General features: G+C 72.0%; 13 protein-coding genes and 1 pseudogene. 5 read left to right on the forward strand and 9 right to left on the reverse strand.

The genetic code is table 11. The annotated features are described in order from the left end of the window. Positions 1–2 precede the first annotated feature (2 nt). Complete coding sequence (locus AB0M18_RS14380) at positions 3–455, reverse strand: DUF3592 domain-containing protein (RefSeq protein WP_365757535.1); 453 nt, start codon at positions 453–455, stop codon at positions 3–5. 86 nt (positions 456–541) lie between these two features. Here AB0M18_RS14380 and AB0M18_RS14385 point away from each other — a divergent pair, with 86 nt between their 5' ends. From AB0M18_RS14385 to AB0M18_RS14395, 3 genes are all read left to right on the forward strand, one after another. Then, positions 542–1,387, forward strand: coding sequence for a hypothetical protein (locus AB0M18_RS14385; protein ID WP_365757537.1), 846 nt, complete (start codon positions 542–544; stop codon positions 1,385–1,387). 199 nt (positions 1,388–1,586) lie between these two features. Next, positions 1,587–2,960, forward strand: coding sequence for an FAD-dependent oxidoreductase (locus AB0M18_RS14390; protein WP_365757539.1), 1,374 nt, complete (start codon positions 1,587–1,589; stop codon positions 2,958–2,960). Between the two features lie 145 nt (positions 2,961–3,105). After that, complete coding sequence (locus AB0M18_RS14395; RefSeq protein WP_365757541.1) at positions 3,106–4,410, forward strand: LuxR family transcriptional regulator; 1,305 nt, start codon at positions 3,106–3,108, stop codon at positions 4,408–4,410. Between the two features lie 6 nt (positions 4,411–4,416). Here the strand turns inward: AB0M18_RS14395 and AB0M18_RS14400 are convergent, their stop codons facing one another. After that, on the reverse strand, positions 4,417–5,109 hold the full coding sequence (locus tag AB0M18_RS14400; RefSeq protein WP_365757543.1) for a TerB family tellurite resistance protein: 693 nt from the start codon (positions 5,107–5,109) through the stop codon (positions 4,417–4,419). A gap of 281 nt (positions 5,110–5,390) precedes the next feature. Beyond that, on the reverse strand, positions 5,391–7,154 hold the full coding sequence (gene leuA, locus AB0M18_RS14405) for a 2-isopropylmalate synthase (protein ID WP_365757545.1): 1,764 nt from the start codon (positions 7,152–7,154) through the stop codon (positions 5,391–5,393). Between the two features lie 297 nt (positions 7,155–7,451). Between leuA and AB0M18_RS14410 the strand changes: the two genes are divergently transcribed. Next, positions 7,452–8,501 (forward strand): M4 family metallopeptidase, encoded by a 1,050-nt coding sequence (locus AB0M18_RS14410; RefSeq protein ID WP_365757547.1) that lies wholly within the window; start codon positions 7,452–7,454, stop codon positions 8,499–8,501. 21 nt (positions 8,502–8,522) lie between these two features. Then, positions 8,523–8,786, forward strand: coding sequence for a protealysin inhibitor emfourin (locus tag AB0M18_RS14415; RefSeq protein ID WP_365757549.1), 264 nt, complete (start codon positions 8,523–8,525; stop codon positions 8,784–8,786). 149 nt (positions 8,787–8,935) lie between these two features. On the opposite strand, the gene era is transcribed toward AB0M18_RS14415, so the two are convergent. The 6 genes and pseudogenes from era to AB0M18_RS14445 form a co-directional block, all read right to left on the reverse strand. Further along, positions 8,936–9,895 (reverse strand): GTPase Era, encoded by a 960-nt coding sequence (era, locus tag AB0M18_RS14420; RefSeq protein ID WP_365757551.1) that lies wholly within the window; start codon positions 9,893–9,895, stop codon positions 8,936–8,938. Between the two features lie 21 nt (positions 9,896–9,916). After that, positions 9,917–10,855 carry a DUF916 domain-containing protein gene (locus AB0M18_RS14425; RefSeq protein WP_365757644.1) on the reverse strand — a complete coding sequence of 313 codons (939 nt, stop codon included), beginning with the start codon at positions 10,853–10,855 and terminating at the stop codon, positions 9,917–9,919. A 73-nt stretch (positions 10,856–10,928) separates the two neighbouring features. Further along, positions 10,929–12,275 (reverse strand): beta-xylosidase, encoded by a 1,347-nt coding sequence (locus AB0M18_RS14430; RefSeq protein ID WP_365757553.1) that lies wholly within the window; start codon positions 12,273–12,275, stop codon positions 10,929–10,931. Positions 12,276–12,465: 190 nt separating this feature from the next. Further along, positions 12,466–12,828: a cytidine deaminase gene (locus AB0M18_RS14435; protein WP_365757555.1), complete on the reverse strand. Its 363-nt coding sequence runs from the start codon at positions 12,826–12,828 to the stop codon at positions 12,466–12,468. Positions 12,829–12,870: 42 nt separating this feature from the next. After that, the gene (locus tag AB0M18_RS14440) at positions 12,871–13,605 is read right to left on the reverse strand and encodes a hypothetical protein (protein ID WP_365757557.1); all 735 of its coding nucleotides are present in this window, start codon (positions 13,603–13,605) and stop codon (positions 12,871–12,873) included. 204 nt (positions 13,606–13,809) lie between these two features. Beyond that, a pseudogene (locus tag AB0M18_RS14445) lies at positions 13,810–14,418 on the reverse strand (XRE family transcriptional regulator); the annotation flags it as partial. Positions 14,419–14,442 lie beyond the last annotated feature (24 nt).

Raw genomic sequence — 14,442 nt, forward strand, 5'->3', positions numbered from 1 at the left:
CCTCAGGAGGGGCTGACGATCAGGCCCACCGTCGCGAGCACGCCCGCCGCGAGGGACAGGAGCGTCAGCCGCTGCGCTCCGCGCACGTAGCTCTGGCGTGCCTTGCGCTCCTTGCGAGCAGCCGCCATGTCGCCCAGGTGAACGCTCTTCGTGTTCTGGGGGTCGTACACCACCGGGTACTCGTGGCCGATCACGTGCGCTGGGCCCCGGTTCGCCCCCTTGTTGTGGCGGACGGTGCCGTTGGGGGTGTCGAACTCGTACGTCACGCTCGCGTAGCCGTTCTTGCCGAACGGCACCAGGCTGATCAGCTTCGCCTGGACCTCGACGCCGGACTCGCACAGGCCCGTCATCCGCTTCCGCTCATGCCGCTCGCCGGAGATCAGCATCAGGCCGAAGATGCAGGCCGGCACGGACGCGACGATGAAACAGACGAGGACTCCGGTCACCAGGTTCACAGGCGGACCGTACGACACCATCCGCCCCGACCGAAACCCCCACATCCCCTTCACCTGCGAGGAGTTCGCGCCCTACGATCACGCGCATGTCGATCTCTTCGCCCATACCCGTCCTCCAGGGTGACCGGGGCACCGAGCTCCGCTCCGCAGGCGAGGAGTTGGTGCTGCGCCGTCCGGACGCCGAGTTGCGCATCCCGCTCGCCGCGATCGCGCGCGTCCGCGCCGAGCGGCGGGACCTCGCTGTCGAGCTGACCGCCCCGGCGGGGGCCGAGCCGACGGCGTACCGGGTCACGGACGTGAGCGCGGCCGCCGCCTCCGTCTTCGCGGACGCGGTGAACGCCGCACTGCCCGAGCGCGCCCCGGGCGAGGAGCCGGTGGACGGTGCCACGCTCGTCGTCACGCGGAGCCTGGTCCTCGACGACGACGAGGAGGCGGACGAGGACGAGACCGAGGTGCAGGTCGGGCTACCGTCCCTCCGCGGGCCGGCGTACGCCGGCTGCGTCGCCGTCGCGATCCTCGCCGTCGTCGTCGGGCTGATGGACAAGAACTGGGGCCGGGGCATCGCGACGCTGCTCCTCGGGGAGGCCGCCGTCGGCGTCACCTGGGCCACGCTGATGGGGATCCTCGGGGGGTGGCGGGCGTGGTACCTGCCCCGCTACGGGATCACCGTGGAGGGGCAGCAGGTCTTCCGGGGCGGCGACACCACCAACGCCTTCACGGCCACCGACGGCGTGACCCGCTACATCGGCGGCAGCAACAAGGGCAAGCCCGTCCGGATCGCCTACCATCCGCGGAACCCCAGGGACGCCATCGTCCGCACCGACTGGCGCGAGCACGCGTTCGCGCTGACCGTCTTCCTCGTCGTCGCCGTCGTCGCCGGGTTCCTCGACTACGGGACGTACCTCCTCGCCCTGCCCGCCTTCAACGGCTGACCGTCCCTGCCACCCTGACCGGCACCCACCCCTTCCCCGTCCCGTAAGCTCGACGACCCCACCTCCACTTATGGAAGTCATAAGTCCGCCTTATGGGGTCATAGACCGGGGTCAGGTACCACCCAGCTCACCGCATTATTTAGGGTGGCCTAAGTGCGGCGACCTCTCGCCGCGCGTCGCTTGCGAAGGGAATCCAGTCATGCCCCGCCCCCTCCGGGTCGCGATCGTCGGCGCCGGCCCCGCCGGGATCTACGCCGCTGATGCGCTGCTGAAGTCCGAGGCCGCCGCCGAGCCGGGTGTGTCCATCGACCTCTTCGAGCGGATGCCCGCGCCCTTCGGCCTGATCCGCTACGGCGTCGCGCCCGACCACCCGCGCATCAAGGGCATCGTCACCGCCCTGCACCAGGTGCTCGACAAGCCGCAGGTCCGCCTCTTCGGCAACGTGAACTACGGCACCGACGTCCACCTCGACGACCTGCGGTCCTTCTACGACGCCGTGGTCTTCTCCACCGGCGCCATGTTCGACCGCGAGCTGCGCATCCCCGGTGTCGAGCTCGACGGCTCGCTCGGCGCCGCCGACTTCGCCTCCTGGTACGACGGGCACCCGGACGTCCCGCGCACCTGGGACCTGTCGGCCGAGAAGGTCGCCGTGCTCGGTGTCGGCAACGTCGCCCTCGACATCGCCCGGATCCTGGCGAAGACCGCCGACGAGCTGCTGCCGACCGAGATCCCGGCCAACGTCTACGAGGGGCTCAAGGCCAACAAGGCCCTGGAGGTCCACGTCTTCGGGCGCCGCGGCCCGGCGCAGGCCAAGTTCAGCCCGATGGAGCTGCGCGAGCTGGACCACTCCCCCAACATCGAGGTCATCGTCAACCCCGAGGACATCGACTACGACGAGGGCTCGATCGCCGAGCGGCGCAAGAACAAGCAGACCGACATGGTCGCCAAGACCCTGGAGAACTGGGCGATCCGCGACGTCGGCGACCGCCCGCACAAGCTCTTCCTGCACTTCTTCGAGTCGCCCGTCGAGATCCTCGGCGAGGACGGCAAGGTCGTCGGCCTGCGCACCGAGCGCACCGAGCTCGACGGCACCGGCAACGTCACGGGCACCGGCCAGACCACCGACTGGGACGTCCAGGCCGTCTACCGCGCCGTCGGCTACCTCTCCGACGAGCTCCCCAAGCTCCCCTGGGACACCGTCACCGGCACCGTCCCGGACGAGGGCGGCCGGGTCATCGAGGAGGGCGGCACGCACCTGGCCTCCACCTACGTCACCGGCTGGATCCGCCGCGGCCCCGTCGGCCTCATCGGCCACACCAAGGGCGACGCCAACGAGACCGTGGCCAACCTGCTCGACGACCACGCCAACGGCCGGCTGCTCACCCCCGAGTCCCCGGAGGAGGACGCCGTCGTGGCCTTCCTGGAGGGCAAGGGCGTCACGTACACGACGTGGGAGGGCTGGTACAAGCTCGACGCCGCCGAGAAGGCGCTCGGCGAGCCCCAGGGCCGCGAGCGCGTGAAGATCGTCGAGCGCGAGGACATGCTCCGCGCCAGCGGCGTCGACCTCGGCTGAGCGCCTGAGCATCTGAGCGCCTGAGCACCCCGGCACCTCAGCGCCCCAGCGCCCCAGCGGCTGAACGCCTCGGCGCCTCAGCGCCTGATCAAGCCGTGAATCCTTCCCGGTCCTATCCTTGATGGGGCCGGGAAGGAGCCGTTTCATGGCCGTCGCCGAGCACAACGCCACACGCGACGCCGTGCGCCGCGAGGACTGGCCCACCGCCTACCGCCTCCTCCACGCCGCCGACCGGCGCCCCGGCGGACGCCCCCTCGGGCCCGACGGGCTGGCCGCGCTCTCCGACGCCGCCTGGTGGTCCGGACGGCTCGACGAGGCCGTCGCCGCCCGGCTGCGGGCCCATGCCGCGTACGTCGCCGCCGACGACCCGCGCGGCGCCGGACTGACCGCCTGGTGGCTGTCCGACGCCTACCGGCGGCTCGGGCGCCCGGCCGCCGCCGCGGGCTGGCTGCGCCGGGCCCACCACGACCTCGACGGACGGCCCGACTGCCCCGAGCAGGGCCTGCTCGCCTGGACCGACACGGCACGGGCCGAGGAGCACCACGACCCGGCCGCCGCCCTCGCCGCCGTCCGCCGGACGGCCCGGCTCGGCGCCCGTTCCGGCAGCGCCGATCTGCTCGCCCTGGCCCGGCAGGCCGAGGCCTCCCTGCTGCTCGCCCACGGCCGGCGCGCGGCGGGCTTCGCGCTCCTCGACACCGCCGTGGCCGCCGCGACCGCCGGCGAACTGAGCGCCGCCGTCACCGGCCGGCTGCACTCCCTGGCCTCCGGCCAGGCGCTGCGCGCGGGGGATCTGCGCCGCGCGACCGCCTGGGCGGACGCCGCCATGGCCTGGTGCGCGGGCCAGAGCCCGGGCCCGCACCCGTTCCGGCCGCTCTGCCGCGTCCACCACATCGCCGTCCTCGACCTCCACGGCACCTGGACGCGGGCCGAGGAGGCCGTGCGGCTCGTGGTGCAGGAGGCGGGGCCGGACGCGCGCGACGCGATGGCGGAGGCCACGTACATCCTCGGGGAGATCCAGCGGCGGCAGGGGCTCGCGACCGAGGCGGAACGCTCGTACGCGCGCGCCTACGGGCTCGGCCGGGTGCCGCAGCCCGGGCTCGCGCTGCTCCGGCTCGGCCAGGGTCGCGGGGACGCGGCGCTCGCGGGGCTGCGGCTCGGGCTCGACTGCCAGCCGGACCCGGAGCACGACCGGCTGGGCCGGGCCCGGCTGCTCGCCGCGCTCGCCGAGACCGCCCTCGCGCTCGGCGAGCCCGCCGTGGCCGCCACGGCCGTACGGGACTTGGAGGTGCTCGCCGCGCCCGACGCGCCCCTGCTCACCGCCCTGGCCACCGGCGCGCGCGGCGCCCTGACGCGCGATCCCGCCCCGCTGCACCGGTCGCTCGCCCTCTGGCGGGAACTGCGCGTGCCGTACGAGGCCGGCCGGATCCGCGTCCTCCTGGCAACCGCTTGAGCGGCGTCAGCCGACCTTGCGGGCGGTCTCCAGCAGCCGGGCCGTGTCCTGGGCGCACAGCGCGAGCGCGTTGCCGACCGTCGTGAGGACCTCCTCCTCGGCCGGGGTGTAGGGGCCGTCGGCGAGGGCGATACGGGCGCCCTGTAGCAGGATCGATTCGCGGCCCGCGGCGGCGAGGTGCGGGGAGAGCGGTTCGAGCGCCTCGTGGAGCTCGATGGCGAGGGCCGCGCCCCCGCTGCTCACATCGGGCAGGAAGCGGCCGGTGTCGGCGGCCAGCGCCTCGACCAGTTCGACGAGCTGGAGGGAGGTGCAGTCCGCGTACCCGGCCGCGCGGACCGCCGTCGCGGCGGTGTCGACGGCGGTACGGGAGGAGGTGCCGCCGGCCGCGAGGACGGCGAGGGCCACGGTGTGCACCGCGTCGCGCAGCATCCCCGAGAACCGGCTGGTCGTCGGGTGGGCCAGCGCCTCCGTACCGAAGTGGGTGTGGCAGGCCGCGCACTCGACGACCGGGCCGGCCTGCCCGCGGGGCAGCAGCGGCACGCCGAGCAGGGCGAACCGGCGGCGGCCGGTGCGGCGCCGGTAGTTGCGGTCGCCGCCGCACTCCTCGCAGAAGAACTCGCCGTCGCCGATCGTGTTCCAGGAGGTACGGATTCCGCAGAGAACCAGGCTTCGCTCACGGGACTTCCGCGCTGATCGCACGCCGCACCTCCTCGCAACGTCCCGGCAACACTGCCGGCGTTGGCGTGATGTTAGCCACATCGATGATGTGGCGTCAGCACCTCGTCAGCAGAAGAACCCGTAGTTGGCCGAGACCCGCCGCAGTGTTCGAGGGCCTTGCGCAGGTCCGGCGGGCGGACCGCTCGTCGCGAGATCACCCTCCGGGGTGGCCGGAGCCTGGCCGGAGCCGTGGCCGGAGCCGACGGCGCCCCGCACCCCGGAGCGGGGTGCGGGGCGCCGTGTCGATCAGCTCCCGGCCGGCGTCAGCGCGCCGAGCGGTTCACCGCCGAGACGACCGCCTTCAGCGACGCGCGCGTCGTGTTGGCGTCGATGCCGATGCCCCACAGGACCTTTCCGTCGATGGCGCACTCGATGTACGAGGCGGCCTGCGCGGACGCGCCCTCGCTCATGGTGTGCTCCTGGTAGTCCAGCAGGCGGGCGTCCACGCCGACCGCCTGCAGCGCGGCGAAGAAGGCGGAGATCGGACCGTTGCCGGAGCCGGTCAGGACGGTGTCGACGCCGTCGACGACCGCCTCGACCTTCAGGGTGTCGGTACCGTCCGTGTCCGAGGTGGACTGGCCGGAGCGCAGCTGGATGCGGCCCCAGGCGTTCTCCGGGTTCGGCAGGTACTCGTCCTGGAAGACGGACCAGATCTCCTTCGGCGTGACCTCGCCGCCCTCGGCGTCGGTCTTGGCCTGGATGATCCGCGAGAACTCGATCTGCATGCGGCGCGGCAGGTCCAGCTTGTGGTCGTTCTTCAGGACGTACGCGACACCGCCCTTGCCGGACTGCGAGTTGACCCGGATGACGGCCTCGTAGGAGCGGCCGACGTCCTTCGGGTCGATCGGCAGGTACGGCACCGCCCACTCGATGTCGTCGACGGTCTTGCCCTGGGCGGCCGCGTCGGCCTCCATGGCGTCGAAGCCCTTCTTGATGGCGTCCTGGTGGGAGCCGGAGAAGGCCGTGTAGACCAGGTCGCCCGCGTAGGGGTGGCGCGGGTGGACCTCCATCTGGTTGCAGTACTCGCTCGTGCGGCGGATCTCGTCGATCTGCGAGAAGTCGATCTGCGGGTCGACGCCCTGGCTGAACAGGTTCATGCCCAGGGTCACCAGGTCGACATTTCCTGTTCGCTCGCCCTGCCCGAACAGACACCCCTCGATGCGGTCCGCACCCGCCATGATGGCCAGTTCGGCCGCCGCCACCGCCGTGCCGCGGTCGTTGTGCGGGTGCACGGACAGGCACACGTACTCGCGGCGGGTCAGGTTGCGGGACATCCACTCGAAGCGGTCCGCGTGCGTGGACGGCGTCGAACGCTCCACGGTGGCGGGCAGGTTGAGGATGATCTCGCGGCCGGGGCCGGGCTGCCACACGTCGCAGACCGCCTCGCAGACCTCCAGGGCGAAGTCCAGCTCGGTGTCGGTGAAGATCTCCGGGCTGTACTGGTAGCCGAAGGTGGTCTCCGGGCCCAGCAGCTTCTCCGCGTACTCCATGACCAGGCGCGTGCCGTCGACGGCGATCTGCTTGATGTCGTCCTTCGAGCCGCGGAACACGACCCGGCGGAAGGTCGGCGCGGTCGCGTTGTAGAGGTGCACGGTGGCGCGCCTGGCGCCCTTCAGGGACTCCACGGTCCGCTCGATCAGGTCCTCGCGGGCCTGGGTCAGTACGGAGATGGTGACGTCGTCCGGGATCGCGCCCTCTTCGATGATGGAGCGCACGAAGGCGAAGTCGGTCTCGCCGGAGGACGGGAAGCCGACCTCGATCTCCTTGTAGCCCAGCCGGACCAGCAGGTCGAACATCTCGCGCTTGCGGGCCGGGCTCATCGGGTCGATCAGCGCCTGGTTGCCGTCGCGCAGGTCGGTGGACAGCCAGCGGGGCGCCTTGGTGATGCGCTGCTCGGGCCAGGTGCGGTCGGGGATGGCGACGGCCTCGTACTGCCCGTACTTGTGGATGGGCATCCCGGACGGCTGCTGCTGGTGCGTCGCGTTGGTGACAGGCGTCGGGCGGCTGATGAAGGGCGACTGGGACATTGCGTAGGGCTCCTCGGGGGTGTCCTGCGGATAGGACGGCCGACTGTCGAACGCAACACCGAAACCCGCGGGGAGGGGGTCGGCCTACGACTACAGGCCCTCGCCGCGGCAGCTAAGGAGAAGCAGCCCGAAACGCATGATGTGCGTCACTGTAGCCCAGGCCCGGCGGAGGCGGACGTCCCGTTTCAGTATGCAAGACGGCGCCGGAGTCAAGGCTCAAACGTGACCCATCACTCCATTTCGCCAATCGTCGTCGCGGGTCGTGACAGTGACACCACGCAGTGCCACATTGCTGCAATGACTCCCCACTCGTCTGTCTTCTGCTCGATCGTCCCGCCGCACATCCTGGAGCGGCTCGCCGAGTCCGAGAACCCGGCCTTCGCCGAGGCCGCCCAGCGCACCCTCCTGGTGGACACCGCCCAGCGCTCGGCCCGCGAGGAGGCGCCCCCGGCCCCGGAGGGCGCCCCGGAGCGCGCCGCCTCCGACAAGCCGCAGCGGACCCTCTACGACGCCGAGCACGGCACCGAGCTGCCGGGCGTCAAGGTGCGCGCCGAGGGCGACGCCGCCGTCATGGACACCACCGTCAACCGGGCCTACGCCGGGCTCGGCGCCACCTTCGACCTCTTCCTCAAGGCCTTCGGACACCGCTCCATCGACGGAGCGGGGATGCCACTGATCGCGAGCGTCCACTTCGACGAGAAGTACGACAACGCCTTCTGGAACGGCGAGCAGATGGTGTTCGGCGACGGCCAACTCTTCCTCGACTTCACCATCCCGGTGGACGTCATCGGCCACGAGCTGGCCCACGGCTTCACCCAGCACTCGGCGAACCTCGCCTACTTCGGGCAGTCCGGGGCGCTCAACGAGTCCGTGTCCGACGTCTTCGGCTCGCTGGTGAAGCAGCACGCGCTGGGCCAGACGGCCGAACAGGCCGACTGGCTGATCGGCGCCGGGCTGCTCGGTCCCGCCATCGACAACGGCGTCGCGCTGCGCTCCATGAAGGAGCCGGGCACCGCGTACGACGACGACGAGCTCGGCAAGGACCCGCAGCCGGCCACCATGGACGACTACGTGCGCACCAGCTCCGACAACGGCGGCGTCCACATCAACTCGGGCATCCCCAACCACGCCTTCTACCTGCTGGCCACCGAGCTCGGCGGCTTCGCCTGGGAGCGGGCCGGGCGGATCTGGTACGACGTGATGACCGGCGGCACCCTGACCGAGGAGGCCCGGTTCAACGAGTTCGCGCGGGCGACGGTGGCGTCGGCGCGCCGGCTCTTCGGTGAGGGCGACGAGGTCCAGTCGGTCCTGAAGGCCTGGTCGCTCGTCGGCGTGCCGACCACCTGAGAGCGCTGGTAGACAGGTCCCATGCGCATCCGAGTACGACGCACAGGCGGCTTCGCGGGCATCGAGAAGTCGGCGGAGACGGACACGGCGGAGCTGGCCGACGCCGAGCAGGTGCAGGACCTGGCCCGCGCGGCTCTCGCCGCGGAACCCCGCGAGAGCCGCGGGGTCCCGGACGGTTTCACGTACGAGATCACGGTCGACGGCCGCACGGTGAAGTGCTACGACCCCGACCTCACGCCGGAGCAGCGCGAGCTGATCCAGCGGGTGCTCAAAGAGGGCGCGTAACGCCCGAGGCTGGAAGCCGAGCTAGAAGCCCGGCTTCCGCAGCTGCTTCGGGTCCCCTCTTCCACTGCCGCCCTCGCACCGCGAGGCCCCGGGGGCCTCGCGGGCTTCGGACGGCTGCGCCGGTCTCCGGCCGGACGGAGGTGGCCCGGCTAGAAGCCGAGCCTCCGGAGCTGCTTCGGGTCCCGCTGCCAGTCCTTCGCGACCTTCACGTGCAGGTCGAGGAAGACCGGGGTCCCGAGCAGCGCCTCGATGTGCTTGCGGGACTTCATGCCGACCTCCTTCAGGCGCTTGCCCTTGGGGCCGATGATGATCCCCTTCTGGCTGGGGCGCTCGATGTAGACGTTGGCGTGGATGTCGAGCAGCGGCCGGTCGGCGGGGCGGTTCTCGCGGGGCAGCATCTCCTCGACGACCACCGCGATGGAGTGCGGCAGCTCGTCCCGTACGCCTTCGAGCGCGGCCTCGCGGATCAGCTCCGCGACCATGACCATCTCGGGCTCGTCGGTGAGGTCGCCCTCCGGGTAGAGCGGCGGGGACTGCGGGAGCAGCGGGATGAGCAGGTCGGCGACGAGCTGGACCTGCTTGTCGCCGACGGCGGAGACCGGCACGATCTGCGCCCACTCGATGCCGAGCTCCTTGCCGAGCTGGTCGACGGCGATGAGCTGCTCGGCGAGGGTCTTGGAGTCGACGAGGTCCGTCTTGGTGACGATGGCGACCTTGGGGGTCTTCTTGATCTCGGCGAGCTCCTTGGCGATGAAGCGGTCGCCGGGGCCGAGCTTCTGGTCGGCGGGCAGGCAGAAGCCGATCACGTCGACCTCGGCCCAGGTGGTGCGCACGACGTCGTTGAGCCGCTCGCCGAGGAGCGTGCGCGGCTTGTGGAGGCCGGGGGTGTCGACCAGGATCAGCTGCGCGTCGGGGCGGTGCACGATGCCGCGGACGGTGTGCCGGGTGGTCTGCGGCCGGTTGGAGGTGATCGCCACCTTCTGGCCGACGAGAGCGTTCGTGAGGGTGGACTTGCCCGCGTTGGGGCGCCCGACGAAGCAGGCGAAGCCCGCCCGGTGGGGGGCCTTGTTCTCATCGGTCTCAGGGGTAGGAACGCTCATGGGGGCCATTGTCCCCGATGAGCGCCCGCCTCACGTACCCAGTGCCCGGTGACGGCGGATCCGGAGGGCGACGACCCCGGCCGTACCGCCGCAGACCAGGACGGCGAGGGGCAGCCAGGGCAGGGCCAGGAAGCCGACCCGGCCGGACTCGCGGACGTCCTCGGCGGTGGCGGTGAGGGTGATGTCGCCCCAGTCGAGCTGCGGCGAGCCGGCCCACTCCTCGGTGAGGCGGATCTTCTGCCGGGGCAGCAGCTCGGCCGGCAGCCGGTCCAGGTCGCGGGCGAGGAGCTCACGGCCGAAGAGGCCCTCGGCCTTGAGGGCGACCTTGGGGGCGAGGGTGACGTTGCCGCGGTTGTGGAGGGTGTACGAGACGACGGCGCTGCTCGTCCGGGTGCCGGGGACGAGGGGCCGGTCCTGGCTGAGGGTGACGTCCTCGACGGCGAGGGCCGGGACGGTGGGGCCGCCGACCCGCAGATACACCCGGGCGGCGACGGCGCGCTGCACCCCGAGCGCGACGGAGCCGCCGGTGCCCTTGGCGATCCGCTCGTCGAGGGCGACGACGGCGCCGGGGTGGTCGCCGGGCTCGGCGTCGGCGGGGACGGTGAGGGTGTACGGCACGGTGACGGCCGAGCGCGGCGGGACGGTGACCCGGTCGCGGGCCGGTGTGATCCAGGCGCCGGCGCCGGTCTGCTTCTCCTGCCGGGTGCGGAGGGCGAAGCCGCCGTCGCGTTCGGTGTTGTAGGCGTCGGCGCCGTAGAGGAGGAAGGTGAGCGGGGCGGCGGTCTTGTTGGCGACGACGACCTTGTCGGTGACCGTGCCGCCCGGGTCGGCGGACAGATAGAAGTACGGGCGGCTGCCGAGCCGCGAGGCGGCCGGGTAGACGGCCCACTCGCCGTTCTCGGCGGCGGAGGCGGCGGGCGCTCCCTGGGCGCCGAGCAGAAGCACGGCGCCCAGAGCACTCAGCAGCAGGAGGACGTACGGCTTGCGTCGCACGGGTGCGGACCCCTTCGATTCGGTTCCTTCGGCTCGGTTCTTCGTACGGTCAGGACAGCGTCAGCGTGAGCACGCCCGCGTACGAGCCCGGCGCGGTGAACGCGGGGACGTCGAGGGAGAGCCCGGCGTCGACGGTGAACTCACCGCCGGTGACGGTGCCGTTGGGCGTGGACGCGAGGGTCGCGCCCGCGCTGCCGACGGGTCCCGCGGTGCCGGCGGCGCAGGTGCTGGGGCTGCCGGCCTTGGTGGCGCAGGCCGGGGTCCAGCTGAGCTTCCCGGCGCCGATGGCGCCGCCGGGGCCGGTGAAGTCGGTGACCTTGCCGGTCAGGGACCAGCCGGCGGGGCCGCCGCGGAAGTCCTTGACGGTCACCGTCCGCAGGGCGCCGGTGGCCGCGCCGCCCGTGCCGAAGTCGACGGCCGAGAGCGCGACGGCGTCGCCGGCCTGGGTCATCGACAGGGTGCCCGCCTTGACCGTGGTGCTGATCTTCTGGCTGCCCGGCGGGGCCGGGGTGTCGTCGATGACCTGGTACGCGACGGGGCCCGCGCCCTTGTCGGCGTCCCAGGCGGCGCCCTCGTACGCCACGATCCCGGTGGTGGCCAGGTCGGCGACCGCCAGGCGGGCGACGAAGCCGCCCTCGCTGTCCGTGGTGACGGTCATCTTGTCGGCGGTCTCGGCGGCGCCCGCCCGGCCGACGACGGTGACCTCGGTGAGCGGGGTGAACTTGCTGCCGGTGACGGTGACCCGGACGCCGGGGGCACCGGAGGCGTTGTCGAGCTGGAGGGCCCGCTCGTTGGCCCCCGGCTGGGCGGTGGCCGTGACGGTCTCGGAGACCGGGGCGGGCGGGTTGGACACGGTGCAGGACGTGTCCAGCTCCATGATGTAGGAGGTGTGGATGTTGTAGTCGCCGGGCGAGAGCTGGATCGCGCCGGGCGCGGTGACCGTGAAGGTGCCGGTCATCGAGAAGGGCGGGAAGGCGCCCTTGCCGGGGACGGGCGGGTTCTTCTTCTCGCCGGTGACGGTGACCGAGCCGGTCTGGGCGCCGCCCAGGGCGACCTTGCCGCTCGGAGTCATGATGTTCTCCGGGAGCGCGAGGTCGACCGGGTTGGACGCGGCGGGCTTGGTGACCGTGTAGGTGACGGTGACCGTGTCGCCGACCTTGGGCGCCGCGTTGTCGACGGTGATCTGCGCGGTGGTGGTGCCGTCGATGGGCGGGATGCCGGCGATCGGCGGCGGTACGCAGTGGGTCGCGAAGTCGACCGCCACGGAGGCGGTCGTGGCCGCCCCTGCGGGGGCGGCGAGCGCCCCGCCCGCGGTGAGCGCGAGCGCGGTGGCGCCGAGGGCGGCGGTCCAGCGGCGCCGTCTTCGAGCAGCCGTGCGGCTTGTTCCGAGTGCCATGTGGGCCCCTCCTGAGGGATGAGAGGGCGCCATTGACGGCTGCGGGCCGAGAGAAGTCAATGAAATCGAAATGCACCGACTGATGACCCATCAGATGATGTCAAGATCAGGGCGTACGGTGCGTTTCCCAGGTACCGGGTACGGCGAAGGGCCCGGCGCTCTTCGAGCACCGGGCCCCTCACGGCCTGCCTCAACCCGCCGTGACCGCCACCCGCAGCCGCCCGTCGGGCCCCGCGAGCAGCACCGGCGTCTCCGGCCCGCCCAGGTCCCGTACCGCCGCGCGGTCCGCGTCCGAGGGGGCCTCCGCGGCGGAGACGACCGCCGCCGCCTCCAGCGACTCGGCACCGCTGGCCACGGCCATCGCGACCGCGGTCTGCAGCGCGCTCAGCTTCAGCGACTCCAGGGCGACGGTCCCGGCCACATACGTCCGCCCGGTCTCATCCCGTACCGCCGCGCCCTCCGCGACCCCGTTGCGGGCGCGGGCGCTGCGCGCCAACGTGATGATCTTCAGGTCCTCGGCGCCGAGGTCGTCGTGCTCGCGGTTGAGTGTCATGATCCGAGGATAGGCCGGGGGCCCGCGGTGCGGGCCGTGGGCTCAGCCCTGGGCGGCCTTGACGAACTTGTCGGTGGCCGTCTTCGCGATCTCGTCGAAGTCCTTGCTCGCGGCGGGGGCCGCGAGCACCATCAGGCGGACCACGCCGTTGCCCTGGCGCGCGTACGCGAAGTTCGGCGCGATCGTGATGCCGGGGGCGACCTCGACGCCGAGGCTGAAGGCGAGCGCCTCCTCGGCGCCCTGCGGCGCGGGGCGCTTCTTGACCGTGATCTTCATCTTCTGGCCGTCGGCCTCGACCGGGATCTCGGCGCACGTGTCGATCGCCGTGTCGAGCTGCTTGAGGTGGTCGGCCGCACCGGTACCGGTGAAGTTCAGGACCTGCTCGTTGATCTCCGCGTCGTTGTTGCCGCGGGCGAAGTCGGCGCTCGGGCCCGTCGTGGCGCCGGTGATGCCGTCGCTGCTCATCATGTCGGCGAAGAACTGGCACTCGGTCTTGCTGGTCTTGTAGGCCGTCTTGCTGTCCGCGTGCTTCGTGGTCTTCCAGCCGGACGGCAGGTCCTTCAGCTCCAGGAGGGCGGCCTTCATCTGGGCGTCCGTCAGCGGCTTGGCGGCGGCCGGCGCCTCGGACGTGGGAGCGGCGGTCGTCGCCCCGGCGGCCGGCTTGTCGGCGCCGTCCTTGGCAGCGCCGTCCTTCTCCCCGCCACCGCAGGCGGCGGTCAGCGTGAGCGCGGAGACGGCGAGGGTGGCGGCCAGGCCGCGTCTGATGGGAGTGCGCATGGTGAAGTGCCTCTTGAAGCTAGGGGGACCGAGCGGACTTCGCCGGTCGTGACGATCACCACCAGAGGCGGAAAGATCGACAAGGCGACCGGACGGCGGAAGCATATACGCGGCCGCTGACACGTGCGTGTCATATAAATCGACCGCTCCGTCAGCCGCTCCGTCAGCCGCTCCATCGGCCGCCGTACCAGCCGCCGGGCGCCCTCAGCCCGCCACCGGATACATCGCCCCGCGCCGCCCCTCCGGCGACACCAGCCACTCCAGCTTCGCCGCCGTGTCCGCCTCCTGGAGCGGGGTGTGAAGCACGATGACGAGGTCCGGGCGGGCCGGGACGCGGAGCTGGGTGGCCTCGACGATCAGGGGGCCGACCAGCGGATGGTCCATCTCCTTGCGGTTCTGGCCGCCGGGCAGGATGTCCCGCCGCTCCCACAGCTCCGCGAACTCCGCGCTCGCCTCCTTGGCCTCCGCCACGACCTGGCGGAAGCCGTCGTCGTCCGGGCACTCCGAGCAGGCCGCGCGGAACTGGGCGACGACCTTCGGGGCCAGTTCCTCCCAGCTCGTCGACCGCTCGCGGTAGAGCGGGTCGGTGAAGAAGGCGATCAGGCAGTTCTGCACGATCTCCGGCCGCATGCCGAGCACGACCGCCGCCGCGTCGTTCCACATCACGGTGTTCCAGTACTGGTCCATGATGTGCGCCGGGAACGGCATCCACGCGTCGATCAGCCGCCGCAGCCCCTGGCACATGTCCCGGTCCTCCGGGGCGAGTTCGGGCGCCGGCGGGTTCAGCGCGGCCAGCACGTACAGGTGCCGGCGCGGGCGCGGTGACCGTCACCGGCG

Source organism: Streptomyces sp. NPDC051909 (genome assembly GCF_040681095.1).
Lineage (GTDB): Bacteria > Actinomycetota > Actinomycetes > Streptomycetales > Streptomycetaceae > Streptomyces.